Here is a 26986-nt window from a genome sequence, read left to right as displayed (position 1 = left end):
TCTCCGCAGGTAGGGACCGTGTCCATAGCCCAATTCAACCCGACATGTGTCAAGTAAATCCGTTACGTTTCGTTGCGTTTTGTAACGCAAAAGCTCAGGCGCGCCTCAGAAAGCACGGCCCTCGCCGGCGCAACCTCGGCAGCGAAAGAGCGCCTACCCGCCGCGCCGCCCGGTGGTCAGCTCGGCGCCCGCACCAGCTCAAATCCCCGGTACCCGGCGGCGGCAACCTCGTCGCAGATATCCAGGTAGACCCCGAAGCCGCCGATGAAGAGCATGAACGTGCGCGGCTTGCCGGGCACGTTGGCGCCCAGGTACCAGGAGTCCGCGCGGGTGAACAGGGTGGCCTCGGCACGCTCGGCGCATTCGGCGAGCCAGTCTTCGACGGCGCGGGCGGTCGGTTCCAGCGCGGTGATGCCGCGGTCGTCGAGGTAGGCGATGGCCTCGGAGATCCAGTTCACGTGCGCCTCGGCGTGCAGCACCATATTCGCCAGCACCGCCGGCGCACCCGGTCCGGAAATCAGGAACAGGTTGGGGAAGCCGTCGGTGGCCAGTCCCAGATAGGTGCGCGGGCCCTGCGCCCAGTCCTCGGCGAGCGTCCGGCCACCACGCCCGACGATGTCGATCTTGGCCAGCGCACCCGTCAACGCGTCGAATCCGGTGGCCAGCACCAACGCGTCGATGTCGTAGTGGGCGTCGGTGGTGTTGATTCCGGTGCTGTCGAAGGACTCGATGGGTGTGTTCCGGACACTGATCAGCGTCACATTCGGCTTGTTGAACGTCGCAAAGTAGTTGGTGTCGGTACAGATTCGCTTGGTTCCGATCGGATAGCCGCGGGGGATCAGCAGTTCGGCGACATCGGGATCGTCGATCAGGGCGAGTATCTTCTCCTCGTAGAACAGCCGCGCCTGATCGTTGGCCTCCAGCGAGATCATCTGGTCACCGAAGGTCTTCGAGAACAGCACTCCCCCGAGTTCCCAGCGCTCCTCGAATGCCGCGCGCCGCTCCTGAGGTGTGGCCTCCATGGTCGGCTTCGGGTGCGCGACGTGTGGCGACCCGCCGCCGCTGCGCCACGATTTGCGTCGCCGCTCTGGGTAATTCGCCTTGATCTCGCTGATCTCCCCAGCGGATAGCGGTCGATTCCCCGCCGGCACACTGTAATTCGGGGTTCGCTGGAACACGTAGAGCTGCTCGGCCTGTTCGGCGATGATCGGGATGCACTGGATGCCCGAGGACCCGGTTCCGATGACGGCCACCCGCTTGCCGGTGAAGTCGACGGGCTCCTCCGGCCAGTACGCGGTGTGAAAGACCGCCCCGGCGAAGCTATCCAGCCCGGGAAACTGCGGGGTCAACGCCGCCGACAGCGGCCCGGTGGCCATGACGACGAACCGTGCCTCCACCCGCGCCCCGGTGTCGGTCGTCACGGTCCAGCGCAGGTTCGCCTCGTCGAGCACCACACCGGTGACCCGGGTGCCGAACGTGATCGCCGTCCGCAGATCCAGCTTGTCGACAACCCAATTGATGTAGCGCAGGATCTCACCCTGGGTGGCGTACTTCTCGGTCCACGTCCATTCCTGTTGCAGTTCGTCGGAAAACGAGTAGCAGTAGTCGACACTCTCCACATCGCAGCGGGCACCGGGATAACGGTTGTAGTACCAGGTACCGCCGACGCTGGGTGCGCTCTCGAACACCCGGACCGCCAGCCCTTGGGACCGCAACTTGTGCAGCGCATACACGCCGGCGAAACCGGCGCCCACCACGACGACGTCAACCTGGGTCCGCGCTGCACTGCTCACGGCGCCTCACGGTAGGCGCTCGCAACCGTCGCCGGCCGAGATTTCCCGCTGACCGGGAATCCGCCCCGCCGCGCCGCGCCGCGCGGTAGACCATCCACTACAGGCATCGACGATAGGACCACAGGATGACCGACCTGGTAATCGACCGCGTACGTGACATCGCCGACCGGCTGCGCGATCAGGCCGCCGAGGCCGAGGAGATCGGCAAGCTCACCGATGAGACCGTCGCGCTGATGAAGACCGCGGGCAACATCCGCCTGCTGCAGCCCAAGAAGCACGGCGGCCTCGAGGTCCACCCGCGCGAGTTCGCCGAGACCGTCATGGCCACCGCCGCACTGGATCCGGCCGCCGGGTGGATCAACGGTGTCGTCGGGGTGCACCCCTATCAACTCGCCTATGCAGATCCCGCTGTCGCCGCGGAGATCTGGGCGGAAGACGTCGACACCTGGGTGGCGTCCCCGTATGCGCCCCAGGGTGTGGCGCGCCCAGTTGACGGCGGCTATATCTTCAACGGCCGCTGGCAGTTCAGTTCCGGCACGGACCACTGTGAGTGGATCTTCCTGGGCGCGCTGCTCGGCGACGACGAGGGCCGGCCGGTCATGCCGCCGCAAATGTTGCACATGATCCTGCCCCGTGCCGACTACCAGATCGTCGAGGACTCGTGGAACGTCGTGGGGCTGCGCGGCACCGGTTCCAAGGACGTCATCGTCACGGACGCGTTCGTCCCGTCGTACCGGACGATGGACGCGACGAAGGTGATGGATGGCACCGCCCAGCGTGAGGCCGGGATGACCGAGACGCTGTACCTGATGCCGTGGTCCACGATGTTCCCCCTGGGGATCAGCGCAGCGACCATCGGCATCGCCGAGGGTGCACTCGGTGCCGCCCTCGACTACCAGCGGGAGCGGGTGAACTCCAGCGGGGTGGCCATCAAGGACGACCCGTACGTCATGTTCGCGATCGCCGAGGCGGCCGCCGACATCAACGCCGCCCGCCAAGAACTGCTGGCCAACGCCGACCGGATCTTCGACATCGTGGACTCCGGGCGGGAGGTGTCGTTCGAGGATCGCGCGGCGGGGCGTCGCACCCAGATCCGCTCGGTCTGGCGCGCGGTCTCCGCGGTCGACGAGATCTTTGCGCGCTGCGGCGGAAACGCGGCCCGGATGGACAAGCCACTGCAGCGGTACTGGCGCGATGTGCACGTCGGGCATCTGCACGCGATCCACGTTCCCAGCACCGTCTACCACGCCTCGGCACTGAGCTCGCTGGGCGTGGATCCCGAGGGTCCGCTGCGGGCGATGATCTGACCGGGGGTCACCGCCACGGCTCTTGTGTGATGCCGCCCACAGCCGCTATGGTTTGAGTACCAATATGACTATTAGTCATATATCGCGTATCAGGCGGAGGAGCCCAATGCCACCGGTTGCCACGACAGTCGGCGAGACACCCAGCGCGATCATCGACCGCGTCGCGTTGCTGCTGGAGGCCTTCGACGGCCCCGGGCGGCTCACCCTGGCCCAGATCGTTCGCCGCACCGGCCTGCCCCGCTCGTCGGCGCACCGCATGCTCGAACGACTCGTCCAGCTGCGCTGGATGCGCCGGGACGGACGCGACTACCAGCTGGGAATGCGGCTGGTCGAGCTGGGCTCGCTGGCGCTGCATCAGGATCGGCTGCACCGCGCCGCGACTCCGCTGCTGCGCGACCTGCACGGCGCGACCGGCCTCGTCGTTCATCTCGCCGTGCTCGACGGCGCAGACGTGGTCATCGTGGACAAGATCGGCGACGAGTTGGCGGCGGCGGTCCCCACCCGAGTCGGCGAGCGGCACCCGGCGCACTGCACGGCGGTGGGCAAGGCTCTGCTGGCCGACGATCCGGGCGCAGCCGCGGGTTTGGTGACCCGCAGGACCCGGTTCTCGATCGGATCGGCGGCGCAACTGTCCGCGCAACTGGCCCGGGTCCGCGCACACGGGGTGGCCTTCGAGCGCGAGGAGGCGGTGCTCGGATTCGGTTGTGTGGCCGCACCGATCGGCCCGGCCGGTCACGCCGTCGCCGCGGTCTCGGTGTGCGGCCCGGTCCATCGCCTGTCCTTCGACCAGCGGCTGAGCGCACCCGTGCGGATGACGGCCATGGGCATCTGGCGCACAGCGCAAGACGGTGTCCCGCCCACCCTGCAGTCGCTGCGGCCGCTGCGCGGCGTTCCGGCACCCCGGCCGACGGCGGCCCTGCAGCTCGCATGACCCTCGATCCCCAGATCGCCGCGCTGCTCGGCGATCTCGATGCCGGGTTCCCGCCGGTGCACACCATGACCGGCGCCGCGGCCCGCGCCGCGATCCGTGGCCGCCTAGCCCTCAATCCGGACCCGGAAGCCGTCTCCTCCGTCGCCGACCATCGGATTCCCATGTCCGACGGGCACATCGACGTGCGGGTGTACCGGCCTTCCGCGCCCGGTCCGCTGCCCCTGCTGGTGTACGCGCACGGCGGCGGGTTCGTCTTCTGCGACCTCGACAGCCACGACGGGCTGTGCCGTCGCCTGGCGAACCTTGCGTCGTGCGTGGTGGTTTCGGTGGGCTACCGCCGTGCACCGGAACACCGCTGGCCGACCGCCGCCGAGGACGTCTACGCCACCACCTGCTGGGCCGCGGCGGCCGCCGCCGAACTCGGCGCCGACCCGTCGCGGGTGGTGGTGGGCGGCGACAGCGCCGGTGCCAACCTGGCCGCCGTCACGGCGCTGATGGCCCGCGATCGGGGTGGGCCGCCGATCGCCGCGCAACTGCTGCTGTATCCGGTCCTCGACGCCGATTTCACCACCGACTCCTACCGGCTCTTCGGGCAGGGGTTCTACAACTCGCGCACGGCCATGCAGTGGTACTGGGATCAGTACGTGCCGAACATCGGCGATCGCGAACATCCCTATGCCGCACCGCTGCACGCGGATCTGACCGGGCTGCCACCGGCCGTCGTGGTGATCGCCGGCCACGACCCGCTGCGCGACGAGGGCCTGGCCTATCTCGACGCGCTGTCGCGCGCCGGGGTGCCGACCGTGCGGCTGCACTACGACGGCGCGATTCACGGCTTCCTGACCATGCCGGCACTCGACCTCGCACAGCGCGCGCACCGCGACGTGGCCACTGCGCTGCGCGAGTCGCTGCATCGGCAGCCCGCGCAGGTCGGGTCGGCGATGGCCGACCGCGCCCGGGTGCTGACCCGACAGGAGCCGCCCCGGTTGCCGGATTGAGCGCTCGGCCGGCGCGGCTACCGGGATTCGTCGACGAGCGCGAGTGTCCCGGTCCGCACGGCATTGGCGATGGAATCATTCAGGGCCGAGCAGGCCAGGAACAGCATCGGCCTGGCCCCCGTGGTCAATGATGCTGCCTCACAGCGTTCTTCGCATCGGCGCATCGCCATGTCGGTCCATTGCACACTAGTCTGCTGCCAGCTGCTCTTGCGCACCTGGACCCCGGCCCCGCAGCGTCGGCACATTACCGGCGTCATCGGGGCGTCGTCGAGTCGATTGTCGCGGCGCACCGTCACCGTCACCCCTGCGGCGCGGCCACGCCCGCTCGCGCCGCCATGTTCGCGTCGATTTCCTTGCTCCAGACCTCCATCGGCCGGGTGGTGTCGAGTTCGAACTCGAACCGGTCGACCATGTCCGCCGTCACCTCGGCGACGTCGACGTAGAACTGCTCATACCAGCGGCGGAGCTGGTAGACCGGGCCGTCCTCCTCCACCAGAAGCGGATTGTCGATCCGGGTCTTGTTACGCCAGATCTCGACATCCTGCTCGAACCCCATCTTCACCCAGTCGCCCAACGCCACCGCGATCTGCATGGCCAGCTCCTCGGGCAGTGCCGCATTCTTCTCGACCATAATGCCGTATTGCAGCACAAAAGAATTCGCGTCGATCGGATAGTGGCAGTTGATCAGGATGGTGCGTTGGTCGAACTCCGCGTAGGCGTAGGTCAGGTCGTCGATCATGAACGACGGCCCGTAATAGGAGGCCACGGAGGTGGTACCCAACAGCTTGGCGCCCTCGGCGTCTTCGACATCCGGCCGGTGGCCGGCGTTCATGTACTGGGTCGCGACATGGCCTTCGAAGATGTTCTTGAAGTGGTTGGGCAGCGACCCGTGAATGTAATAGAAGTGCGCCATGTCGACCACGTTGTCGATGAGCTCGCGGCAGTTGGTGTGGACCACCGTGGTGTACCAGTGCCAGTCGGTCCAGCCGTCGCTGCCGGCCGCCTCGATACGAGGGATGGCGACGTCGTCGGGCGGCGGATTGCGCTCCGGGTCGTTCCACACGAACAACATGCCGTCCTGCTGCAGCGTCGTCCAGGCGTTGGTCCGGGCGAGCCGTGGGGTGCGCTTGGCGTAGGGCACCAGCTTGCAGCGTCCGTCACCACCCCATCGCCAATCGTGGAACGGGCAGGCGATCTCGTTGCCCTTCACCGTGCCCTGCGACAGGTCGCCGCCCATGTGCCGGCAGTACCCGTCGAGCACGTTGATCGTGCCGTCCTCGCCGCGGAACACCACGAGCTTCTGGCCGAAGGCATTGATCTGGTGTGGGTTCCCGTCGGCGAAGTCGCGGGTCAGGCCGAGGCAGTGCCAGCCCCGGGCGAACCTCGTCGGAACCGAGCCTCGCTCGATCGCCCGCACCTCGCCGGCTTCCGGTTGCGTCGTCATAGCTCATCCTTCGAATTTCGGGGCCGTCCTTCCCATTGAACGTCGCCGGTCAGCGCGCGGGGAGCCGAATGTCCGCTCAATAGGACATTTCGTCTTGCGGTGTCGACCTCGGCCTTATCGTCAGCGGCGTGACCGCTACCAGCCACCGCACCATCCCGTCGGGCCAGGCGATCGTCGACACCGAAGTCGACCTGGTGGTCGTCGGATCGGGCACCGGCCTCGCGGCCGCGCTGACGGCCCGCGAACTCGGTCTTTCGGTGCTGGTGGTGGAGAAGTCGGAGTACGTGGGCGGGTCGACGGCCCGCTCCGGCGGCGCACTGTGGTTGCCCGCCAGCCCGGTGATCGCCGAGTGCGGCGGACTCGATCCGGCCGATCGGGCCCGCAGCTACCTCGAGGACGTCGTCGGCGAATCTGCTCCGGCCTCGCGGTCGACGGCATATCTGGACCACGTGGCCGCGACCGTGGAGATGCTGCGCCGGACGACGCCGATGAAACTGTTCTGGGCCCGGGACTACGCCGACTACCACCCGGAGCGGCCCGGCGGATCGGCGGCCGGGCGAACCTGTGAGTGTCGGCCGCTGGACACCTCCGTGTTGGGTCCGTACCGGAAGGATCTGCGACCGGGCCTGATGGAAGCCGCACTGCCGATGCCGACGACGGGTGCGGACTACCGGTGGATGAACCTGGTCAGCCGGGTGCCGCGTAAGGGCTTACCCACGTTCATCAAGAGACTCGCTCAGGGCGTCGGTGGCCTGGCGCTGGGGCGTCGCTACGCCGCCGGCGGTCAAGCGCTGGCAGCGGGGCTGTTCGCCGGAGCGCTGCGCGCCGGAATCCCGATCTGGCTGAACACCTCGCTGATCGAGCTGATCAGCGATGACCGTGGTGTCACCGGTGCGGTAGTGGAGCACGACGGGACCCGACTCACCGTCACTGCCCGCCGCGGTGTGGTGCTCGCCGCCGGCGGCTTCGACCACAACATGGACATGCGGTGGCAGTTCCAATCCCCCTCGCTAGCAGCCAACTTCAGCCTCGGTGCCACTTCCAACACCGGTGACGCCATTCGCGCCGGGCAGGCCGCCGGAGCCGATACCGCGTTGATGGACCAGTCCTGGTGGTTCCCCGCCGTGGCGCCGATGCCCGGAAGCGCACCGGCCGTCATGCTGGCCGAACGATCCCTGCCGGGTTCCTTCATCGTCGACCAGCACGGCCGCCGGTTTGCCAACGAGTCCACCGACTACATGAGCTTCGGACAGCGCCTCCTGGCGCTGGAAGCAGCCGGAACCCCGGTACAGACCATGTGGATCGTCTTCGACCAGCAGTACCGGAACAGTTATGTCTTTGCCGCCGAGCTGTTTCCGCGAATGCCGATCCCCAAGGACTGGTACGCCGCCGGGATCGCCGTTCGCGCAGAAAGCTTCACCGAGTTGGCCGACAGGATGCGTGTTCCGAATGACGAATTCTCCATCACCGCAACCCGATTCAACGAAAGCGCTTTCGCCGGCGAAGACCCCGACTTCGGACGGGGACGCAGCGCCTACGACCGGTACTACGGCGATCCGACCGTCACCCCCAACCCGAATCTGCGCCCACTGGTCAGGGGCCCGTTCTATGCGGTCAAGATGGTGCTCAGCGACCTCGGCACCTGCGGCGGTCTGCGCGCCGACGACCGGGCTCGGGTGCTGCGCTCCGACGGCAGCGCCATCGCCGGGCTGTATGCGATCGGCAACACCGCGGCAAATGCGTTCGGCGACAAGTACCCCGGCGCGGGAGCGACGGTCGCCCAGGGACTGGTTTACGGATACATCGCGGCCCGCGATGCGGCCGGGAAGACGTAGCCGCGTCAGTCTTCTTCGGCGTCGGCCTTGCGCTCGATCTCATACCAGTAGGCCGGATCCGGCCACGGAACCTTCCCGCCGTCGCCCACCGCCGGGAACCTGGCCTCGGCGTCCTCGAGGTCCTCGATCAGCTGCAGCGTCAGCTGCCGCTCGGCCCGGTAGTACCGCTCCGACCAGTTCAGGGCGATCTTGGCGTACGCCCAGGCCGGGTCCGCGTCGGCCGAGCGCACTTCCTTCTCGGCGTCGCGCTGCATCTCGTCGACATAAGCGAGGTGCTCCCGCAGCATGGCCTTGAGCGCGGCGGGGTCGCTGAGGTGCCCCAGGGTGATCCGCAGGATGGCCGGATGCTTGAGGGACGGCGGCTCGACCGGCGTCTCCCGCGCCCAGCGCGCGACGGCGGTCAGGCCGCTCTCGGTGATCTTGTACAGCCGGCGATTCCGTGCGCCGCCGCCGTCGACGCGAGAGGTCAGCAACCCCAGCGCCTCCAGCTTCTTCAGCTCCGCGTAGATCTGACTGAACGCCGGACTGCCGTAGAAGAACCGCATGCTCCAGTGGATCCACTTGCGGATGTCGTAGCCCGAGAGCTCTTTCTCGTAGGACAGCATGCCCAGCAGCGCCCACCCCGTCGCCGACAGCGACGGCAGTGCCGACTCACCGGGCTCCTCCACGCGGCAAGGCTAGCAATCATGATCCGCGCCGGCCTTGCCATCGACCACTGGGCGGGACATTTCATCCTCGCCCGTCGCGGCTATCGGTAGCGGGCCCGGATCACTCCTCAATGGCGGGCAAGTCCGCGCTGCGTTTTGCGCGCACGGCCGACCGCGACGACCGGCGCCGAGGAATGCGCTCGGCGAAGCCACCGAGCGTCGCCACCATCCTGTTGAGGCTGTCGACAGCGGACTCCAGGGTCTCCGCGGTGGGCATCAAGGTCTCGAACGCGGGCTGCAGTTTGCTGAGAATCTCTGCGGCATCGGTGAGCTGGTCCAGTGGCCCGTTCTTGGCCAGTAGCTTGTCGATGACGCCTTCCTCGGCGAATATCCGCTCGACAATTCCGTCCTCGGCAAGCAACCGCTCCAACGGGCCTTCTTCGGCGATCAGCCGATCCGCGAGCCCACCGGGTGTCAAAATCCGCTCCAGCGATGACGTGCCTCCGTCGCCCAACCGATCGAGCAGGCCGCCCGGCGAGGTCAGCAGGTCGACGACCCCACCCGGGCGCATCAGCTGGTCGGCCGGGCCGCCCGGGGCCAGGGCACGCCCGAGCGCACGATCCCTCTCGGTGAATTCGGCGACGCGGTTCGCACCGACCAACGCCCCTCGTAGAGGGACCAGCTCGGTGATCGATCCGCCTGCCGTCGTGCCGTCCACACCGACGGATTGCTTGACCACACCAAGCGCCACGACCGCAGCGTTGAGCCCGGCATCTGCCACCGCGACGCCGGCCCGAACCGGGCCGAGCGCGATGCCGGCAACAAACCCGACGATGTTCACACGGCGAGTGTATGGCGCGGCGCCGTCTCCATCACCGACATCGCGCAGGTGCGTCACGCGGTCGCGTTTCCGGTCCAGACGCCGGGCACCTCCCGTCGAGCTCAGTTGATGATCACCCCGCGCTCGCCGGCCAGCAGCTCCGAGAGACGTTCCCGCCAGGACTGCAGTTCCTCGGGCCTCAGTCTCGTCCACTCGGTGATCTCACCGACGATCCGCAACGGGGCGTCACTGCGGTAAGAACGCGTGGGGTTGCCGGGGAACTTCTTGTCGGTCACGTTCGGATCGTTCTCGAAGGCCCCGGTGGGCTCCACCTGATAGACCCTCGGGACGGTGTCACCGGGTGCGAGTTCCGCGGCGATCTCCGCGGCAAGGCCGGCTCCGTCGACGCGAGCAGTGAAGTAGATGTGGTTCATCACGATCGCCGGGCGATAGTTCGACGGGCGGCCCGCGGTGAGGAACTCGCCGACCCCCAGGTTTGCGATCGTGCCGTGGAAGAACGGCCCTTCATCCAGCGCTTCGGACACCCGAATCCTCCTGCCGTACTGGTGGGACGGGCCAGTGTGCAGCACCAGCCGGGCCTTGCCGCAAGCCCCCGAGCTCGGGTTATCCTGGAATGGAGACGCTGCGTGCGTGCTGAGGTATTCCGATTGCGGTCACCGCGAGGAAGCCGTGGCCACGAGCAGTCTGGCTCGCCACGGAAACGGGTGCGTAGCGGGATGCTATGTACTTCAACCATTGAACGAGTGGCGATAGGGGAATCGATGCAGACCGTACTGGGTGCCAACGGGCAGATCGGCGAGGGTTTGGCGCGCTACCTGCACGACAACGTGACCCGTGACATCCGGCTGGTCGGGCGCAACCCCAGCAAGCACCACGACACCGACGAACTCGTCAAGGCCGATCTGACCGATCCGGAGGCGACCGACCGCGCCGTCGCGGGCAGCGACATCGTCTACCTGACGGCCGGGCTGCCGATGGACTCGGCGCTGTGGGAGGCGCAGTTCCCGCCAATGATGGAGAGCGTCATCGCCGCGGTCCGCAATCACGGGGCCAAACTGGTGTTCTTCGACAACACCTACATGTATCCCCGTACCGCCACCCCGCAGGTCGAGGGGAAGACCCCCTTCGAACCGCGCGGTCGCAAGTCTGCCGTTCGCGCGCAGATCGCGACGCTGCTGCAGGCCGAGATGGACGCGGGCCGCATCCAAGCGGTGATCGCTCGTGCCCCCGAGTTCTACGGCCCGGGCAAGACGCAGAGCCTGACCAATTCTGTCGTCTTCGACCGAATCAAGGACGGCAAGCGGCCTCTGGTTCCCGTCAGCGCCGATACCAAGCGGAGTCTGATCTGGACTCCCGACGCCAGCCGCGCCATGGGCCTGATCGGCAACACCCCGGACGCCTACGGCCAGACCTGGCACCTGCCGATCGATCAGAACCGCCTCACCTACCGCGAGATCATCGCGATCGCCGCCGAGGTTACCGGCCGACAGATCCCTTACAGCACAATCCCGCTCGCGGTCATCACGCTGGCGAGCCTCGTCAACAAGAAGGCGAAGGAAGTCTCAGAGCTCATGCCGCGGTACGGCGTGGACAACATCTTCGATTCGTCCAAGTTCGCCTCCCGATTCCCGGAGTTCAGGGCCACCACCTATCGCGACGGCATCACGCAGATTCTGTCGCCGTAGCCGCCGTACGTCAGGGAGCGGGCTTCCAGGGTTGAGCAGACGCATGTCCGCGCGTTGGACGTCTCCGACGTTGCGGGTGACAAACACGAGAATGGGCAGCGCCCGACGGCTGATCTCCGCCTCCGAAATGACGACGGCGGCGATGTTGTCGGCATACCCATAGTATGCGCTCTGAGTAGAGCAATCGGTGGTCATCAACCTGACCGATAGCACTCCGAGCGCCTTATGCGCCTCCTGTGGGTTCAGCAGGCATCCCGGGTCAGGGCCGGCGTCGTCGGACCGATCGACGGCCTGGGCCGGACCGAGCTGGTCGAAGAATGCGGGGGCCTCATTCGATCCCCTGTCGCCTAGCGAATAGCTATAGTGCTTGGGTCGGACTTCGGATTTTGCGGGGACGACTGCAGTGGCCAGGGGGTCGCATGAGAGTTAGCAGCTATATCATCGGCGCTCAACTCCCCGACGAGCGCTTCTACATTCTCATGCATGGCCTCAACGGCAGCCTCGACAAAGTGTCCGCGGCCACGGGGTCCTACCTGCTCGAACACCGCGGCGCAGAGGTGACCCGTCCACCGTGGTCACCGCTGGACGCAACGGGCAAACACCTCGAAGCGCGTGGATACACAACCGACCTGTCGGCAGAACAAGAGCGCGAACTCATGGTGAACGTTGCGACCGCTATTCATCAATCGGATCTCGCGTCCAGCCAACCGAGTTTTGTCTTCGTGCCCGCCTACACCTGTAATCTTCGCTGTCCCTACTGTTTTCAGTCTCACGACATGCATGCCGGCCGCGGCATCTATGCGTCGATGATGGACGAAGCCCGAGTCGACGACGCCTTTCGTGTGATCGACGCGTTCACTGAGCCGGGCTCGCTGGCCCGGGAACTGTCGATGCTGGCCGTTGATGACCCGGCACCGGGTCATCAACGCAGTCCGCTGCGTCGAGTCGGCCTGTTCGGTGGCGAACCGCTCACCCGGGCGACGCGGCCGGTTGTGGCATACATCGTCGAGCAGGCCCGTCGTCGAGGTGCCGCCCTGTGGGCGATCACCAACGGCGTGGAACTCGACGCATTCACCGATCTGATGGGCCGTGACGGCATCACCGACCTCCAGATAACGCTCGACGGCATGCCCGACGTACATGATCGACGGCGGATCGGGCCAGGGATTCGCCGATCGTTCGACCGGATCGCGGACAACATCGATTTGGCTCTGTCAGCCGGCTCGCGCGTCAGCGCCCGCATCAATGTGGATTCGAGCAACGTCGACCAGGTCGAGTTGCTCGACGACTTCTTCGCGTTGCGCGGATGGAGTGGTCATTCGTCGTTCTCCGCGCACGCCGCCGTGGTCACCGGAGAGAGCACACACGAGTCCCTGGTCTCTCACGCACAGCTGCTTTCGATTACGGACCAATCCGGCGGAGGATGCGTGCGCAGTTACGAAGGCTACGCGGACGGTGTGCTCGGACGGGCGCTCTCCGAGGAGTATCCGTTCCAGCGGGTCGCACACTGCTCTGCCGAAACCGGGATGTTGATGTTCGATCCGCACGGCGACGTGTACGCCTGCTGGGAGGAAATCGGCATCAAAGACCGCCGGGTCGGCGATTATCACAACGGTGTGCTGCGGCTCGACGACGACAACGCGCCCGCCTGGCTGTCCCGGTTTCCCGGTGCCGTCGAACAATGCTCCCGCTGCCCATACGCATTGATCCACACATCGGGTTGCGCCAATCATGCGCGCGCGAACCATGACACCATCTTTGCGGCGGCATGCGAAGACTTTCAGTCCTATTTCCCCGGCAGCTTGGCGGATCGCTACACCGCAATCGAGGCTGCCGCGCTGGGCTCGGCCATCAATCGCCCACCACACGTCCACCGCTTACCGATCGTCGAAGTAACCGGCGGCCGTACCGCCACGATGACAAGGGAATGACATGACAGAGCCAGAACCCGTCGCGCTCAACGAATTCAATGACCTGTTCCGCATGTTGCAGAGGAATACCGTCTACCAACAGATCATGGCCCTGGAAGCACCCGATGACTGCCTCTGCATGGGACAGTTCTCCTGTACGAACCGGACCACCCCGTTGGATCAGACGAAGATGAGCCTGGCCGATCGAATTGAACTGACACGTCAGCAGATTCGCGACCTCCAGCATCAGCTCGAAGAGGCTGAACAGGAATTGGCGAGCGACCCCGCGCCGAGCGCGCAACCCGACTGACGGCGCAGTGCGTCGTGCCCATCCTTTGGTCAGCTCGTCCGGCCGATTGGCAGCGGACGTTTCCATCCTTGGACTGGCTGGGTGACCCCTCGCCGAGTTGCGCGGCCCCCTACCCGGTTGTTTTGGATGCCCTGGACGCGGCGGATCGTCGACAGTCGACGGCGCTACTGCGGGCGACCACCCGAGCCGTCGCTCCACGATGGGATGAGCTCGCCCACTCCTCCCGCGACGCGGCCGAGCCACAGCGTGACGACGCGCCGGAGAACATCGACCAGTCCGAGGCCCGAGTCGTGGTGCACGCGGCGGCACGTGCGATCGCGGAGCTGGGATATGGGTATGGCCTCGCGCTCGTGCTGCCTGCTGACGCCGAGGGTCTGCTGCACACCTTCGTGACACGGCTGGCAAGGTTCACCGAGGAGACCGGCTTCACCGTCGCCTGCGTCGGCGGACCGGCAGTTCTGGCCGGCAACGATTTTCTGAAAAGGCACACCACCCCGACGGAGGCGGTACCGACCCGTCCGACAGTTGTTCCGACCGGGCTGGATCCGCGGAGCACCGAAGCGTTGAACTGTCTCGCCGCCTCCCAGATCGGTGCACCCCTCGACGCAGTGGTCGCCCTCGGTCTTCGCGACGATATGGCCTTCTCGCTCGCGATACCGGGACCGAGTGGTGAGCCATGGCTTCGACTGAGCGCCCGGACCCGCCGGAGGCTGTGGGGCCGACTCGACGTGGCCGATCAGCGACGCAATGCCACAGCGCTATTCGCAGCATGGCCACCCGATGGCTGGGGCTATCTGCGCCGCGCACATCTACCGCAACTCGGTGCTGATAGATCGGGCTTGCTGCGACAGCACGGGGCGCTTCTCGCCGGGTACCGCATCGTGGGTCAGCCGTCGTTGCAACAACATTGCGCCGCGCTCGCGCGGGCCTGCTCGCCCGCCCACAACAGCGACGACCGGGCACGGGAACGAGCCATTTCGGCGCACATCAGCGCGGCCCGGCTGGCCCCGCACCTTCGTCCGGCAAGAGTCGCCCGCGCCACAGCAGTGTTTCACTTCGGATGTGCTCGACGACTCGCCAGCGCCCCGGGCGAGAAGTCCCAACTGACAGCAGACCTGGCCAATGCCTATGCGGTGCAGCGGCATCCACGGTTCCTCGCACACGCTCGACACCTGTATGAGCAGGGACTAGGTGGCCTCGCCGATGTGCATGACGACATCGAGAGACTGCGGGTCCACATTGCGATGTTGAACGGCCTGGCGTTGGTCGACTACCACGAGGGCAAGAACGAGGCCGCACTCGTGCTTGAGACGCGGGCCGAGCAACTTGCCGAGCAACTCGCGAAAGCCGCACCGGTCCTGGGTCGATGGGCGTACGCGCTGCTCGGCGTCAACACCGCCAAGTTGCTCTCCGGCCGCTTCAATGATCGGGCTGGCGCACGAAGGAAGCTGGAAATGGCGCTCAGATTGACCACGGCCGACCATCATGGCGAGCTGATCCGCCGTGCACTCGGCCAGTTCTATTTCGACGAGGGCGAGTTCGGTCGGGTGATCGACGTTCTCGCGCCGCTTTATCCTCCCGCGTCGTCGGCGATCGAAGCCGTCGACGACGAGTTCCACGATCGCCTCTTACTGGCAGTCTCCCAGCTCGCCCAGAACAACCCCGACCTGTGCGCGGCCCAGCTGCCCAGACTGCAGACGTTGGCGCGCAGGCTGGGCACCGATGCATGGATCACCGCCGTCGAACTCGTCCGCGGCGAGATGTCCCGTAAATCTGCGGTCACGGCGGGGGTTAGCACTCAGCAACAACCACGACAGGGAGTCTGAACAATGAACGAAGAAAGACCGGTCGCGCTGAACAATATGCCCGACCTGATTCGAGCACTTCAGTCGAAAGCCTTCAGCAGCGTTGACGGCGCCGGCTGCGCCTGTATGGGCACCCACGAGTGCAACGGGTACGGTCCCCACATCGAGCAGACTCTCCCGGCCTCCGAGCGGCTGGCCGAGCTGCGGCGCCAACTCGGCGAGTTCGAGGGCCAACTCGGCGATTGACGCGGCGGTGGTTCGTGGCCACGAGGTGTCCCGCGGGGTGGCCTGCACTCGCCGCTCCTCACCGTGCACGACGCCGACGCCTACGCCTACGCTTCAGCTCAGCTACCCCCGCGGGACCGGGCACCGCGGCCGTACAGGATGTCGGCGCGCTCGGGATCCCACCGATTGCGGAACACCACGTCGGAGATCGGGCGGCGCCGCACCGGGCCATGATGCCCGCGCGGCCAACCCACCACGATGTGCCCGGCCAGGAACCATTCGTCGGGAATCCCGACCGATTCGCGCAGGATCGACTCGCCGCCGTAAGCCGCCCAACCGGTGAAGCACGCACCCAGACCCTGAGCTCGTGCGGCCAGGTAGAAGTTCTGCATCGCCGGGTAGAGCGAGCCGGCCTGCAAGTATTCCGAAGCGAACTCGGTCTTGAAGGCGGTGAACAGCACCGACGTGCGCTCACCGGCCCGGTCATGCAACTCATAGGTGGCCCGGTTATTGCGCGCCGACCGACTCTGATCGTCGGCGGCGGGCCGGGTCATGCCGTAGACGGGTTCGATCGTCTGCAGGGCGATCTTCGCGCACTCGGCAACCGCAGCCCGCTGCTCCGGCGCATCGAGCACGATGAACCGCCACAACTGGCCGTTGGCCCCGTTGGGCGCCCAAGTCGCCGCCTCCAGGCAACGATTCAGTGTCTCGTCGTCAACCGGGTCATCGGTGTAGCGGCGGATGGAGCGCGCGGTGGACAGGACTTCCCAGACGTCAGAGGTTGGCTCCGGCATCTCCTTTGTGTACTCGACGCCGGGGTTGGTGTCGAACGCGCCGGCTATTCCGCCGAGCGGAAGTACGGCTCGACCGTGCCGTTGAGCTTCACGACCATCGGGTTTCCGCGGCGATCCTTCGCCGTGGGGACTTCCACACGCACCCAGCCCTCGGTCACGTCGTACTCGAAGACATTGGTCTTCTCGGCGCCGTTGAATCGGATCCCCACGCCGCGGAGCAGGATCTCCTCGTTGAAGAAGGGGCTGCGCGGATCGAGGGAAAGGTGATCCGGGGGAACGTCTGCGGTCTGGTCCTCGGGCATGGTGGCTTTCGTCGGGGGCTGGTCGGGTTGTTCTCGAAGAATCTACCGCGGTGCTCGCGAGCCGCGTCATAGCCAGACCCGACCCACTGGCTGTGCGCCGACTCGGGAGCACTGGCGAGAACGTCTTCTGCGTTTAGCAGGGTGTGGCCGCCGTGATATCTGGCGCGATTTCGAGCACCAGGAGTGCGGCGGCGACGTGTGTGGGGTTGTCTTCCACTTTGACCGCGGACAGTTCGTTGGCGCGCGATACCCGGCGCTCGACGGTGTTTCGGTGTGCGTAGAGGTTGGCTGCCGCCCGAGTGGTGTTGAAGCCGCACTGCACGTAGGTCAGAAGCGCCTGCCGTATCGCTTCGTCTGCTTCGGCCAGCGGGCCGAGAGTCTTGGTGACGAACCGTCGTGCACTGGCAGGGTCCTTCGTGATGCTGTCGATGAGCTCGACGTCTGCGTACGCCGTGAAGCGCCGGTCGGATCCGAGCCGGACGACCAGTGCCTGGGCCGCGAGGGCGTCTTGGTGGCTGGACCTGAACCCGTCGAGTCCTCGTCCCGGCCTTCCGACGGCCGCTCGAACATTCTCCGCCTTCGCCACCACCTTCTCGATGTGGTGAAGGTCAGGTATCGCGGACCCGGATAGCCAGATCCAGCGCGAGGTAGCAGTGGCCCGGGCGATCAGGGCGCTTCCTCCCGCCGAAGCGGAGCGGACGTCCGCGACCGCCTCATCCAACGCGTTCGCCCGTTGAGGATCGTCGGTCCACAAGACGAGGCCGACGTGCTGGCGGGCCAACCGGTATCTCAGGCGCCCTTCCGCGAGGTCCTCGGTCATGGGGGCCCCACTGGCGATCAGCTGTATCAGCGCAATCGCGTCGGCATTTGCGTCACCCATCGCGGCGGCAAGGCTGGCCTCGCGCATCGCCGCGACCGAGTCGAGGGCGTACTGCACGAGCGACTTCCCCGACACGTCGAGGACCTCCACGAGCAGGTCAGCGTCTGCGCAGTACGCCACGCATTCTTCGACCCATCGGCGCCAGCCGATACCGAGTGCCACCCGCCATCCTTCGGCGAAATCAGGTGCGATGCCGCGGGAGACAAGGTCGCAAATGTACTCGGTTGTCCGCGGGCCGATGTAGGGCTCGACCCTTCGCCCCGGTTGCTGGATGTTCGACGTCAGCCACTGGACAAGATCGGAGCGGTTGAGGTGGCGGTCCTCCTCGACCAACGATGCATCCGGAAGCAGGGCAGGGTCGTACTGCGTCGTCAGGGCGGCCGCCGCGATTGCGCCGGTCAAGGCGTCCGCGTCCGTCAGGAGCCGTTGGCACAGTGACCGGATCGCGTCGGAGACCTCGGGAGTGGGCAGCGGCCACAGTTCCTCCATATCGGCAGTCTGCCTTGATCGTTGCCGGGGCGCCGAGACTTACGCCGAAGCTCCGTCCTCGACGCCGAGTCCCTTGTTCACTCGGTCCGCGTGTTGCGCGATGTACTGGGTGATCGGATCGACCAGAGCCTCCGGAATGTGATGACCCATGCCGGGGATGACGACATGCTGCGCCGAGCGGATCGCTTTGGCCGTCGCGATGCCTCCGCTGGGGTTCACCATCAGGTCCCGGTCACCGTTGATGACCAAGGTTGGAGCTGTGATCCTGCTCAGCTGGGCCGTGCGGTCTCCGGAGCACTGGATCGCCTGAATCTGACGCGCCACACCGGCAGCGGTGTCCCCGGCGCTGCGATCCCAGCCGTGTGCTGCGATCGCGGCTTCCTCGGCGTCGTCGATGGGGTACGCGGTTCCGGCGATGTGCCTCGTGATTCGCAGATGGTTGCGCACGGCCGCGGTTCTGTTCTTGGGTGGTGCAGCGACGAGCAGCCGAATCGTCGAGAGCGCCGGCTGGCCGACCTCGCTCGCCCCGGTGGTCGAGAAGATGGACGTCAGGGACAGCACGCGTTGAGGTTCGGTCGCGGTGATCGTCTGCGCGATCATTCCGCCCATGGATCGTCCAACGAGGTGAACCTGCCCGATCCCGAGATGGTCGAGTACGCCGACACAATCGGAGGCCATGTCCGCGAGCGAGTAGGCGTCGCTGCGTGGGCGCCCGAGAACCTGACGCCACATCGCGGGCGCCGGATTGGTCGCGAATGTTGATCGGCCGACGTCCCGGTTATCCATGACGATTACCCGAAAACCCTGGGTGACAAGTGATCCGACGAATGAGTCGCTCCAGAAGGTGAGGTCCTCACCTAGCCCGGCGATGAGCAGGATAGCGGGGCCCGCCTTATCTCCCGACTCGCGGAAGCAGACCGCCTGTCCGGATGAGAGCGTTGCGTACTGGTCTGAGTCAGACATAGGCCTGTGCCCTCTCGCTGACGCCGAACTCGAGGTGCTCGTCGGCAACGGGACCGCGCAATGCCTTTGCGTCTTCCTGGTAGGACATCGCCATGCGCCACGGTGCTGTTGGTCCCTGTTTTGGCAATACCTTAGCCCCACGCTTGGCGTAACCGGATTGGAGATCCATCACCGGCCTGGGCTCCATTCCCGCAATCGCGACCGGCACCGCGCGGTCGAATCCGCAAGCATCCATGTGCTTGATCAAGTCGATGAAATACCGGCACATGAGACTCACCTTGAGAGTCCAGGACGATGTCGTATAGCCGATGGCCATCGCCCAGTTGGGGATTCCGCTCAGGAGCATCCCGCGGTACGCGTACGACTCGGTGATGTCGACCTCGCGCCCGTCCACCACGATCGGCATTCCATCGAAGAGTCGCAGGTTCAATCCGGTTGCGGTCACGATGATGTCGGCCTGCAGTTCTTCGCCGGAGTTCAGGACGATACCGCCCTTGCTGAAGCGCACGATGGAGTCCGTGACGACCGAGGCGCTGCCTTCCTTGATCGCATCGAAGAAGTCCCCGTCTGGCGCCGCGCACAACCGCTGGTCCCACGGGTTGTAGGGCGGGTTGAAGTGCTTGTCGACGTCGAACCCCTTGGGGAGCCGCCTGATGTTCTCGCGCCGGATCAGCTTTCGCCCTGCCTTCGGGAACATCCGCAGGCCCTTGACGATCCCGCGTTCGATCCAGATGTTCTTGAACCGCGTCACGGCGTACCCCCGCTGGGGGCCGAGAAGTTTCGTGAGTGCGAGAGCGAGCTTGTCGACGCGAGGACTCGGCATGATGTAGGTCGGCGTGCGCTGCAGCATCGTCACATGACCGGCAGCGCCAGGGCCGGTCAACATCGCCGGCACCATCGTGACTGCGGTCGCGCCGCTGCCGATGATGACGACCTTCTTGCCGCGGTAGTCGAGGTCCTCCGGCCAGTGCTGCGGATGAATCACCAGACCCCCGAAGTCCTCGCGTCCCGGAAACTCCGGCGAGAAACCCTCGTCATACCGGTAGTAGCCGGTGGCCGCGAAAACCCAGCCGGTCCGGATCGTCTTCGTGGCAACCGAACCGGTGGGATCGGTCACTTCGACGGTCAGCGTCCACTTCGAGTCCGCTGAGGACCATTCCGACCGCACGACCCGGTGTCCGTACCGGATGAGTCGTCCGAGATCGTTTTCCTCGATCGTCTCGTGCAGGTACTCCCGGATCAGATGAGCGTCCGCGATCGCCGACTCATGGCGCCACGGCTTGAACTCGTAACCGAAGGTGTGTAGGTCCGAGTCGGAGCGGATGCCCGGATAGCGGAAAAGATCCCACGTGCCGCCAAAGTTCTGGCGGCCCTCCAGCACGGCGATGGACTTGTCCGGGAGCCCGCGGCTGAAATACCGTGCCGCACCGATTCCCGAGATTCCCGCTCCGATGATGACGACGTCGAACTCCGCAACGTCATTCGATACCTCAGTTGTCATGGCTGCCAACTCCCTCGTCTCCTCTGGTGACTTCGTGACGTCCACAGTGGCTCAGGTATGACCTCGCTCACTACGACAGCGCGCACCGCCTTTTGACCGAGCGGGTGCAGCGTGCACACGGGGTGCACCGTGCACCGTGCACCGACGGCGACTCGAACAGGTGCGCCGTGTCGTTGTGACCGGAGTCACCGGCTCGCGAAAGTAGAGACCACCTCGAATAGGAAAGGAGCCAAGGCAATGAATGACATGCTCTTCCTCTTGGCCGATGTCTGGCTGATCGTCGTCGGCTTCTGCTGCGGCTGGAAGTTCCTCCGGAACTACGGCAACTGGCTGCTCGGCCTTGAATACTCGGTCGTCGGTGTGTCGGCGACGAACTTCCTCGTGGGGTCGCTGCTGGGCGCCGAATCGGGCAGCGGCCCCTTGTCGGTGGCCTTCTTCCTCGACGCGTTCTCGCGATCGTTCGGCTTCACACTCGTCCTGGTGCTGGGCCTGATGGCGGTGACCCATCGGTACAAGCCGACCCTTGCCGTCGAGATCGGCGCCTTCGGACTCGCCATTGGGGGCGGCTTCCTCCTGGGCGGGCTCGACCACGAGACGCTCCATGTCGGTCCGGCCGCGTTCTATCTCACGATGAACCTGCTCACCACGCTGTTCCTCGCGTACTTCGTCAAGCGGCTGTGGGGCATTGGCGAAAAGCGGCTCGCCGGTTGGGCTGCGCTCACCACAGCAGCGGGGACCGTCATCGCGATCACCTACGACTTCTTCCCGTTCCCCTTCGACGACGAACTCCGCACGATCTTCTTCACCGCCGCGCTGACGACGTGGGGAGCTCAGGGCTTCGTCTACTACCTCGCCTACCGCGCGCTGCACGCCCACAACGTTGCTGCCAACGCAAAGCCAACCGAGAATGTGAGTGCACTGCCATGAGCACCCCCCTCACCGGCAACCTCAAGTGCGATGTCGCCGTGATGGGCGGCGTGGACACCTGGCACAGTGTTGACGGTGGACGTGCGGACATCCCGGGGAACGGACTGGGAACTCGCCTGGCGCCGCCCACGTTCGGGTGGCATCCTGGCTCACTCTTACGCCGGGTTCGCCGAGCAGTTGGACCAGTCTCGCAGGACCGTGGAGTGGGCCACACCATGTGCCCGGTTGGTGCTGGTCTTCGGCTCGACCATGACGGTGACGGCAGCGGTTGAGTCCGCCGGGGTTGCGGTCGGGGCGTTCGTCGCCGGGCCGCGAGCCGGTCCGGTGGTCGTCGATCAGCAGGGATTGTTTCACGGTATCGAGATCGACTTGTCGGTCACCGATGCCGCCGGTTTCCTCGGGACCGCGTTGGGTGATCTCGACCAGCAGGTTGTGTCTCTCGACGACGTGATCGGCCGTCGAGCCGTCGATCTCCACGACCGGCTCGCCTCGACACCGGACTGGGCGGACGTCTTCGACATCGTCGACGAATACCTACAGCCCAGCGGTGGCCCACTGGTCGATCCCAAGCTTCGCCGGGCATGGGAGATGATCGAACACGCCCGCGGGCGGGTCCGTATCGAATCCGTTGCCGAAGAGATTGGTTGGAACCGCCGCCATCTCGGATCCAGGTTCTGCCGCGCCTTCGGGGTCACGCCGAAGGTGGCGGCCCGCCTGTTTCGGTTCGAGAACGCCACCGCACTTCTGCGAAATGGTCTGACACCGGGACGTGTTGCCGTCGCGTGCGGCTACTACGACCAGGCGCACATGCATCTCGACTTTGCCGCCTTCGCCGAGCAGCCCCCCGGCGTGGTCTCGAGCATCCTCCGAACCGGCGATGGACTCGGATCCGCCTGGCCGCTGCTGGCCGGATAGGTGACTTTCTTCCAATACGGCAGTCGTCACACTTCGTAGTTTCGGAGACACCCTCGAAGAAAGGCGAACGGGATGACCGGTGAAGTGACCCATTTCGAGATTGGCGCACCCGACGCGAAGAAGGCTCGAGCGTTCTTTGGAACACTTCTGGGGTGGACCTTCAACGGCTTTGGTGACGGCGATCAAGCTGTCATCCAAACCCCCACCATTCGCGGTGGCCTCCACGACGAAGTGAAGACGGGCACTCTGACCGCTTACTTCGCCGTCAACGACATCGACGACGCGATCGCCAAGGTGCGCGAACTCGGCGGTCACGCCGCCGATCCGTCACCAGAAGAACCTGGCTTCGGCCGATTCGCGAACTGCACCGATGATCAAGGAGTGCCGTTCGGATTGCATCAACCCCCGCCCGCCTGAGGCTCCCGGCCCGCCCATACCGGTCTCGACCCGCCGACAGTCACCAGCGCTCGACGTCGCCCACCCCGGAAACGGCACGCCTGGCCGCGAACCATGACACCGTCCGCCGCCAATGCTTCTGCCCGCTCGTGCGTGCGGTTCCAGGTACCGGTCGAATAGCCCCTGGTTGCAAAGGATCTCGCCAGGGCCGACCCCATCAGGCCGCAGCCGAGCACGACGACATCGTGTGATTCAGCCATGGTTCCTTGTTTCTTCAGTGGGTGGTGTCGGTCTGTTGGAGTACGTGCTTGAGGTCAGAGGTCGAGGTAGTCCGCGAGCTCGCGGTAGTCGACCTGCCAAAGCCCCGGAGAGCCGGTCGGGTATTGCGAGCGGAATCCGATGAGGCTCTGAACGCGGGGCGGGAGCGATCGTGCGAGTTCGCGGTCGACGAGGAACGGGTAGGCCTCCTCGCCTACCAAGAAGCCCGGGTTGAGTGCGAAGCTGACCGCACGGCGGTACTCGTCGGAAGTGCGGTTCGCGCCGCCACCGTGGGCGGTCTTGCCGCTGAAGAACAGTGCGTCGCCGGCACTCATCTCAGCTGGAATGGTCTGCTCCGGCGTACCGCGGTCCTCGAAGTCATCCCACTTGTGGCTACCCGGGATAACTCGGGTGGCGCCGTTCTCCTCGGTGAAGTCGGTCAGGGCGATCAGGAAGTTGACGGTCACCTCGGGCCCGGCAGGTCCCATGCCGACGAACGGAAACCAATTCTCCAGGTCGCGGTGGAGCATCTGGGCAGCGTTGCCCGGACCGATCTCGATCACCTGGGCCGTCGTCATCCAGTAGGTACCCGATTCTTCGAGAAACACCCCATCGGCCAACGCATGAACGAGGTCGTGATCGATCACTTCGCGGCGGAACGTCTCGCTTCGGGTGACCAAGTTGGTGAGGCGCTTGGTGTTCCGACCGTGAAATTCCGCGACGATTTCGTTGTCGTGCTTCGAACCGGGATCCAACCCCCGCAGGGCCGGGTCGATCTCGGCGTTGAATCGTGCCACCTGATCCGGTGTGAGAAGTCCCTTGACGATTACGCCGCCATCCTCACGGACGATCGACAGAATCTCGTCGATCGGAGCTGTACTGGCGGTCGTGCGTAGTTTCGCGGTGGCAGTTGCAGGCATGGCGACGTTTCCTTGCTGTGGTCGGTGTGATCCGGTGCCTTCACCATGGGCGACCCTCGGCCTCCGCGACTACAGCATCCGGTCGCAGATTTCGGTCGCGGAGGTGCACACTGCACTACCCGGGATGACGGCATACCCGCTCCTGGTGAACGTGCCGCATCGAGAACATCAGATGACCATGGCCCTGGAACGCGGTCAGCTCGTAGGCAGCCCATCTTCCGTTGCATCTCGGCAGCAGGAGGTGTGGGTTCTAAGACTCCACTTCAAATACCCACAGCGTTGGCATGCAGGCATTGGATCTGTCTCATGGCACCTTCGCCAAGGTTTGTCTCACGAATAGCTTCGAACCCCTGCGGCCCTACCGACTTCTCCGACAGCCAGTCGCTTTAATCTCGAACCGGTCAACTGTCGGAACTGCGCTTGAGGACATCCCGGGCCGCCTCAACGATCTCCCACAAGGGACTGTCGGTCTTCGCGTAGTACACGCGAGGGTCACCATCTGGCCGCTCTTCACGCAGCAACCCCATGCGGACCATACGGTCGAGTTCCTGCCGCAACGCAGTCCGCGCGCCCAGTGACTCAGGTGGCTCGGACTGGTAGACGCGGTCCTTCGGGTGGCGTAGAACCCACAACATCAGGGGAAGCCTGCAGGCTCTGCCGAACATGTCGTCGCTGACCTGAGTGGCATCCACATCGGCACCCCCGTTCGTACTAGCATGAATCTTGTTACAAGCTACTTGTCACATGTTTCCACACTGAACCCTCGAGGAGGCAAGGTGACCAAGGCGATTGCAGGGCTGTCGGCCGATGCGGGTGTAATCCCCCCGGAGTCGCTGGCCGCGGGCGTTCTCAAGGCTCAGCTGTCGACACTATGCCTGCGTGAAGTCGACCAACTGCGACAAGCCGCCATCGCTTTGATCGACGCGGCTGCGGCAATTGGTTGCAGTCACCTCGTCGCCGCAAATGCTGCCGCAGAACCACTCACTACCGCAGCGGCCTTGCTCAGCAATGGCAAGTTGGCCTATTCGGACAGCCGGAATTCCTTCGCCGAGAAGGTGCTGGTCGTCGATGCTGCCACGGTGACCGGGAATATAACACGTTCGTGCGCAGCCTATTTGCGCGAAAACGGTGCCTCGTGGGTAGGTGCCGTCATCTTCGACCGCGTTCGACCTGATCTTGATGGTCTAGATGACGACCCCGGCATAGACCACGTCGTTTCGCTCAACCTCAACTCATAGAAGAGATTTCGCGGCCAGTGCAGCAGCGGCTGCTTCGACCAGGTTGGAGTCGACGCCAAGCTGCCGCGCCGCATCTTCTGCCCCCTCTTTCGACGAACCAATCGCGCGCCCAACACCTTGACCGTCCATGACTTCCACCGGCACACCCAGCGCCTGGCACGCCGCCAGGCAGGCTCCTTCGAGCCGCAGACGCTTCTTGGTTCCGTCCTTGATTCCAGCTCTATTGTGGTGATCTGCCTCCCGTAACACGACCGCGCGAATCTCATAGGCGGACAAAGCGCCCGCCAATGCGTCATGGGCGTCATGGGCTTGCTGCGCCGCGGAGTGGCTCTTCTTTGGGAAGTGATCGATCGTCGTGGGGCAGACTTCATCAGTCGCAGGATCTAGAAGCACACCGCGCAAAACCCACTTACTACCCTCGGTACCCACACGCAGTCCCAGAACAAACATCGTCCAGAACATACACTTCTGATGTGACGTGGGCGTCAACCGGCGATCGGATCGCAAACCGCTATGACCTCAAGCAGTTCTTGGGCGCAGGTACCTACGGCGAGGTTTGGCGGGCATTCGATAGGAATCGCGGATACGAGGTCGCCCTGAAGCTAATCCTCAATAGGGATTCCGGAGCCACCTGGCGGGAGGCCACCATCCTAACGGCACTTCGCAGCGAGCACATCGTCGAAGTACACAATGCCGATCAGGCCGTCGACCTGCCATACCTGGCGACCGATCTCGCCGAATGTTCCTTGGACGTACGCGCACAGCCATGGGGCGTAGAACCGGGTTTAGCAGTCGACTGGATGCGACGGGCGCTTCGCGGCTTGGACCTGTGCCACAAACGTGGCTTGTTGCATCGTGACGTCAAACCGCACAACATATTCCTTGCGCGAAACGGCAGCGCCAAGCTTGGGGACTTCGGTATTGCGGCCTTGATGGACGGTACCGGCACAGCGGATGCGCACGGCGATGTCAGAATCAAAGCTCCAGAGCTGCATTCCGGCGGACGCTCAAGCGTGCAGTCCGATATCTACTCAGCTGCATGCACCTTGTACGGTCTGGTCGCCGGCCGCCTGCCTTACGAGGCGGGGGATTCAGTCGACGACATCTTGCACGGAAAGTACGTTCCGGTGCGCGACCGTGCACCCCACGTGTCGCAGGCGTTGGCTGAGAAGATCCGAAAAGGCATGGCCCTTGATCCCGCCGACAGATATCTCGCGGCAGCTGACTTCGACAACGCACTCGCGATCGACGACCGCCACCGCATCTTCACCCCCCAGGCTCCGCACAACGACCACCTACGCTGCTGGCACGTTACGGGCCGAGGATCAGATCTTCATGTCTGCATCACCGGACAACCTCGCGCTCGCCGCTACTCCATCGAGACCCGATTCACGAAGTCCGGAAATCGAGTTCGCGCACACTGCATGGACACCACCGAAAGCCAGCTGCCGGGAAAACTCCGTGCTGTCTTCAACACGCTCGCACGCCCCTGATTCGACTCGACTTGACGTCTTCGGCATCCGCGAAGTTGCCCTTGAATGAACCCGTGCACGTTGGCTCCATGCACGTGGAGGACTGCCACCGCCATTAGTTCGACACCGACTCCAAGCGACATCGAGGGCGACGGCGGCAAGGGCTCCCACTGCCAAGAAGAAGCACCAGCCCCCAGCTC

29 protein-coding genes are annotated in these 26986 nt (G+C 65.2%); 14 read left to right on the top strand and 15 right to left on the bottom strand.

Annotation, left to right across the window (positions count from 1 at the left end):
* Positions 1-176: 176 nt before the first annotated feature.
* On the bottom strand, positions 177-1793 hold the full coding sequence (locus G6N16_RS03000; RefSeq protein ID WP_083030123.1) for a flavin-containing monooxygenase: 1617 nt from the start codon (positions 1791-1793) through the stop codon (positions 177-179).
* A 125-nt stretch (positions 1794-1918) separates the two neighbouring features.
* Between G6N16_RS03000 and G6N16_RS02995 the strand changes: the two genes are divergently transcribed.
* From G6N16_RS02995 to G6N16_RS02985, 3 genes are all read left to right on the top strand, one after another.
* On the top strand, positions 1919-3100 hold the full coding sequence (locus G6N16_RS02995; protein WP_083030124.1) for an acyl-CoA dehydrogenase family protein: 1182 nt from the start codon (positions 1919-1921) through the stop codon (positions 3098-3100).
* Positions 3101-3206: 106 nt separating this feature from the next.
* Positions 3207-4031 (top strand): IclR family transcriptional regulator, encoded by an 825-nt coding sequence (locus G6N16_RS02990; protein WP_083030125.1) that lies wholly within the window; start codon positions 3207-3209, stop codon positions 4029-4031.
* The gene (locus tag G6N16_RS02985) at positions 4028-5029 is read left to right on the top strand and encodes a LipP1 family hormone-sensitive lipase (RefSeq protein WP_083030126.1); all 1002 of its coding nucleotides are present in this window, start codon (positions 4028-4030) and stop codon (positions 5027-5029) included. The genes G6N16_RS02990 and G6N16_RS02985 overlap by 4 nt, the downstream gene beginning before the upstream one ends.
* Positions 5030-5046: 17 nt before the next feature.
* Here G6N16_RS02985 and G6N16_RS02980 read toward each other — a convergent pair whose 3' ends face one another.
* Both G6N16_RS02980 and G6N16_RS02975 read right to left on the bottom strand, forming a co-directional pair.
* The gene (locus G6N16_RS02980; protein ID WP_083030200.1) at positions 5047-5325 is read right to left on the bottom strand and encodes a ferredoxin; all 279 of its coding nucleotides are present in this window, start codon (positions 5323-5325) and stop codon (positions 5047-5049) included.
* Between the two features lie 2 nt (positions 5326-5327).
* A complete protein-coding gene (locus G6N16_RS02975; RefSeq protein WP_083030127.1) occupies positions 5328-6473 on the bottom strand; it encodes a 3-ketosteroid-9-alpha-monooxygenase, oxygenase component in 1146 nt (381 codons plus the stop codon).
* A 128-nt stretch (positions 6474-6601) separates the two neighbouring features.
* Here G6N16_RS02975 and G6N16_RS02970 point away from each other — a divergent pair, with 128 nt between their 5' ends.
* Complete coding sequence (locus G6N16_RS02970) at positions 6602-8308, top strand: 3-ketosteroid-delta-1-dehydrogenase (RefSeq protein ID WP_083030128.1); 1707 nt, start codon at positions 6602-6604, stop codon at positions 8306-8308.
* 5 nt (positions 8309-8313) lie between these two features.
* Here the strand turns inward: G6N16_RS02970 and G6N16_RS02965 are convergent, their stop codons facing one another.
* From G6N16_RS02965 to arr, 3 genes are all read right to left on the bottom strand, one after another.
* Entirely contained in the window at positions 8314-8976 is a 663-nt protein-coding gene (locus G6N16_RS02965; RefSeq protein WP_234805781.1) for a PadR family transcriptional regulator, read from the bottom strand.
* A gap of 100 nt (positions 8977-9076) precedes the next feature.
* The gene (locus G6N16_RS02960; protein ID WP_083030129.1) at positions 9077-9796 is read right to left on the bottom strand and encodes a hypothetical protein; all 720 of its coding nucleotides are present in this window, start codon (positions 9794-9796) and stop codon (positions 9077-9079) included.
* Between the two features lie 101 nt (positions 9797-9897).
* Positions 9898-10320 (bottom strand): NAD(+)--rifampin ADP-ribosyltransferase, encoded by a 423-nt coding sequence (arr, locus tag G6N16_RS02955; protein WP_083030130.1) that lies wholly within the window; start codon positions 10318-10320, stop codon positions 9898-9900.
* 180 nt (positions 10321-10500) lie between these two features.
* Here arr and G6N16_RS02950 point away from each other — a divergent pair, with 180 nt between their 5' ends.
* From G6N16_RS02950 to G6N16_RS02930, 5 genes are all read left to right on the top strand, one after another.
* On the top strand, positions 10501-11481 hold the full coding sequence (locus G6N16_RS02950; RefSeq protein WP_234805782.1) for an NAD-dependent epimerase/dehydratase family protein: 981 nt from the start codon (positions 10501-10503) through the stop codon (positions 11479-11481).
* A 419-nt stretch (positions 11482-11900) separates the two neighbouring features.
* Positions 11901-13412 (top strand): radical SAM/SPASM domain-containing protein, encoded by a 1512-nt coding sequence (locus G6N16_RS02945; protein ID WP_163787750.1) that lies wholly within the window; start codon positions 11901-11903, stop codon positions 13410-13412.
* Position 13413: 1 nt separating this feature from the next.
* Positions 13414-13701 (top strand): hypothetical protein, encoded by a 288-nt coding sequence (locus G6N16_RS02940; protein WP_083030133.1) that lies wholly within the window; start codon positions 13414-13416, stop codon positions 13699-13701.
* A 122-nt stretch (positions 13702-13823) separates the two neighbouring features.
* Positions 13824-15527 carry a hypothetical protein gene (locus G6N16_RS02935; protein ID WP_133052903.1) on the top strand — a complete coding sequence of 568 codons (1704 nt, stop codon included), beginning with the start codon at positions 13824-13826 and terminating at the stop codon, positions 15525-15527.
* Positions 15528-15530: 3 nt separating this feature from the next.
* Positions 15531-15752 (top strand): hypothetical protein, encoded by a 222-nt coding sequence (locus G6N16_RS02930; RefSeq protein ID WP_133052904.1) that lies wholly within the window; start codon positions 15531-15533, stop codon positions 15750-15752.
* 98 nt (positions 15753-15850) lie between these two features.
* Here G6N16_RS02930 and G6N16_RS02925 read toward each other — a convergent pair whose 3' ends face one another.
* The 5 genes from G6N16_RS02925 to G6N16_RS02905 all read right to left on the bottom strand — a co-directional run bounded on the left by G6N16_RS02925 (position 15851) and on the right by G6N16_RS02905 (position 20669).
* Positions 15851-16525 carry a nitroreductase family protein gene (locus G6N16_RS02925; RefSeq protein WP_083030137.1) on the bottom strand — a complete coding sequence of 225 codons (675 nt, stop codon included), beginning with the start codon at positions 16523-16525 and terminating at the stop codon, positions 15851-15853.
* A gap of 44 nt (positions 16526-16569) precedes the next feature.
* A complete protein-coding gene (locus G6N16_RS02920; RefSeq protein ID WP_083030138.1) occupies positions 16570-16827 on the bottom strand; it encodes a DUF3297 family protein in 258 nt (85 codons plus the stop codon).
* Between the two features lie 133 nt (positions 16828-16960).
* Positions 16961-18196 carry a PucR family transcriptional regulator gene (locus G6N16_RS02915; RefSeq protein ID WP_083030139.1) on the bottom strand — a complete coding sequence of 412 codons (1236 nt, stop codon included), beginning with the start codon at positions 18194-18196 and terminating at the stop codon, positions 16961-16963.
* A gap of 39 nt (positions 18197-18235) precedes the next feature.
* The gene (locus G6N16_RS02910; protein WP_083030140.1) at positions 18236-19159 is read right to left on the bottom strand and encodes an alpha/beta fold hydrolase; all 924 of its coding nucleotides are present in this window, start codon (positions 19157-19159) and stop codon (positions 18236-18238) included.
* Positions 19152-20669 (bottom strand): flavin-containing monooxygenase, encoded by a 1518-nt coding sequence (locus tag G6N16_RS02905; protein WP_407663615.1) that lies wholly within the window; start codon positions 20667-20669, stop codon positions 19152-19154. The genes G6N16_RS02910 and G6N16_RS02905 overlap by 8 nt, the downstream gene beginning before the upstream one ends.
* Before the next feature lie 228 nt (positions 20670-20897).
* Here G6N16_RS02905 and G6N16_RS02900 point away from each other — a divergent pair, with 228 nt between their 5' ends.
* The 3 genes from G6N16_RS02900 (at position 20898) to G6N16_RS02890 (ending at position 22919) form a co-directional block, all read left to right on the top strand.
* Positions 20898-21587: a transporter gene (locus G6N16_RS02900; protein WP_083030142.1), complete on the top strand. Its 690-nt coding sequence runs from the start codon at positions 20898-20900 to the stop codon at positions 21585-21587.
* A gap of 228 nt (positions 21588-21815) precedes the next feature.
* Positions 21816-22502, top strand: coding sequence for a helix-turn-helix domain-containing protein (locus G6N16_RS02895; protein ID WP_083030143.1), 687 nt, complete (start codon positions 21816-21818; stop codon positions 22500-22502).
* Positions 22503-22574: 72 nt separating this feature from the next.
* Positions 22575-22919, top strand: coding sequence for a VOC family protein (locus tag G6N16_RS02890; RefSeq protein WP_083030144.1), 345 nt, complete (start codon positions 22575-22577; stop codon positions 22917-22919).
* On the opposite strand, the gene G6N16_RS22095 is transcribed toward G6N16_RS02890, so the two are convergent.
* The 3 genes from G6N16_RS22095 to G6N16_RS02875 all read right to left on the bottom strand — a co-directional run bounded on the left by G6N16_RS22095 (position 22901) and on the right by G6N16_RS02875 (position 24768).
* Positions 22901-23158, bottom strand: a complete 258-nt coding sequence (locus G6N16_RS22095; protein ID WP_083030145.1) for an NAD(P)-binding domain-containing protein — start codon at positions 23156-23158, stop codon at positions 22901-22903. The two genes, G6N16_RS02890 and G6N16_RS22095, sit on opposite strands and share 19 nt — an antisense overlap.
* Positions 23159-23212: 54 nt before the next feature.
* Positions 23213-24076 (bottom strand): phytanoyl-CoA dioxygenase family protein, encoded by an 864-nt coding sequence (locus G6N16_RS02880; RefSeq protein WP_083030146.1) that lies wholly within the window; start codon positions 24074-24076, stop codon positions 23213-23215.
* A gap of 401 nt (positions 24077-24477) precedes the next feature.
* Positions 24478-24768, bottom strand: coding sequence for a hypothetical protein (locus tag G6N16_RS02875; RefSeq protein WP_083030147.1), 291 nt, complete (start codon positions 24766-24768; stop codon positions 24478-24480).
* Positions 24769-24852: 84 nt separating this feature from the next.
* Here G6N16_RS02875 and G6N16_RS02870 point away from each other — a divergent pair, with 84 nt between their 5' ends.
* A complete protein-coding gene (locus G6N16_RS02870) occupies positions 24853-25314 on the top strand; it encodes a hypothetical protein (protein WP_133052906.1) in 462 nt (153 codons plus the stop codon).
* On the opposite strand, the gene G6N16_RS02865 is transcribed toward G6N16_RS02870, so the two are convergent.
* Positions 25309-25776, bottom strand: coding sequence for a hypothetical protein (locus G6N16_RS02865; RefSeq protein WP_163787749.1), 468 nt, complete (start codon positions 25774-25776; stop codon positions 25309-25311). The two genes, G6N16_RS02870 and G6N16_RS02865, sit on opposite strands and share 6 nt — an antisense overlap.
* Positions 25777-25787: 11 nt before the next feature.
* Here G6N16_RS02865 and G6N16_RS02860 point away from each other — a divergent pair, with 11 nt between their 5' ends.
* Complete coding sequence (locus G6N16_RS02860; protein WP_163787748.1) at positions 25788-26807, top strand: serine/threonine-protein kinase; 1020 nt, start codon at positions 25788-25790, stop codon at positions 26805-26807.
* The last annotated feature ends 179 nt before the right edge of the window (positions 26808-26986 follow it).

Origin of the sequence: Mycolicibacterium insubricum, from assembly GCF_010731615.1 — a bacterium.
Classification (GTDB): Bacteria; Actinomycetota; Actinomycetes; order Mycobacteriales; family Mycobacteriaceae; genus Mycobacterium; species Mycobacterium insubricum.
The sequence above is the reverse complement of the archived record's forward strand: the minus strand, read 5'-3'. Positions and strand labels throughout refer to the sequence as shown.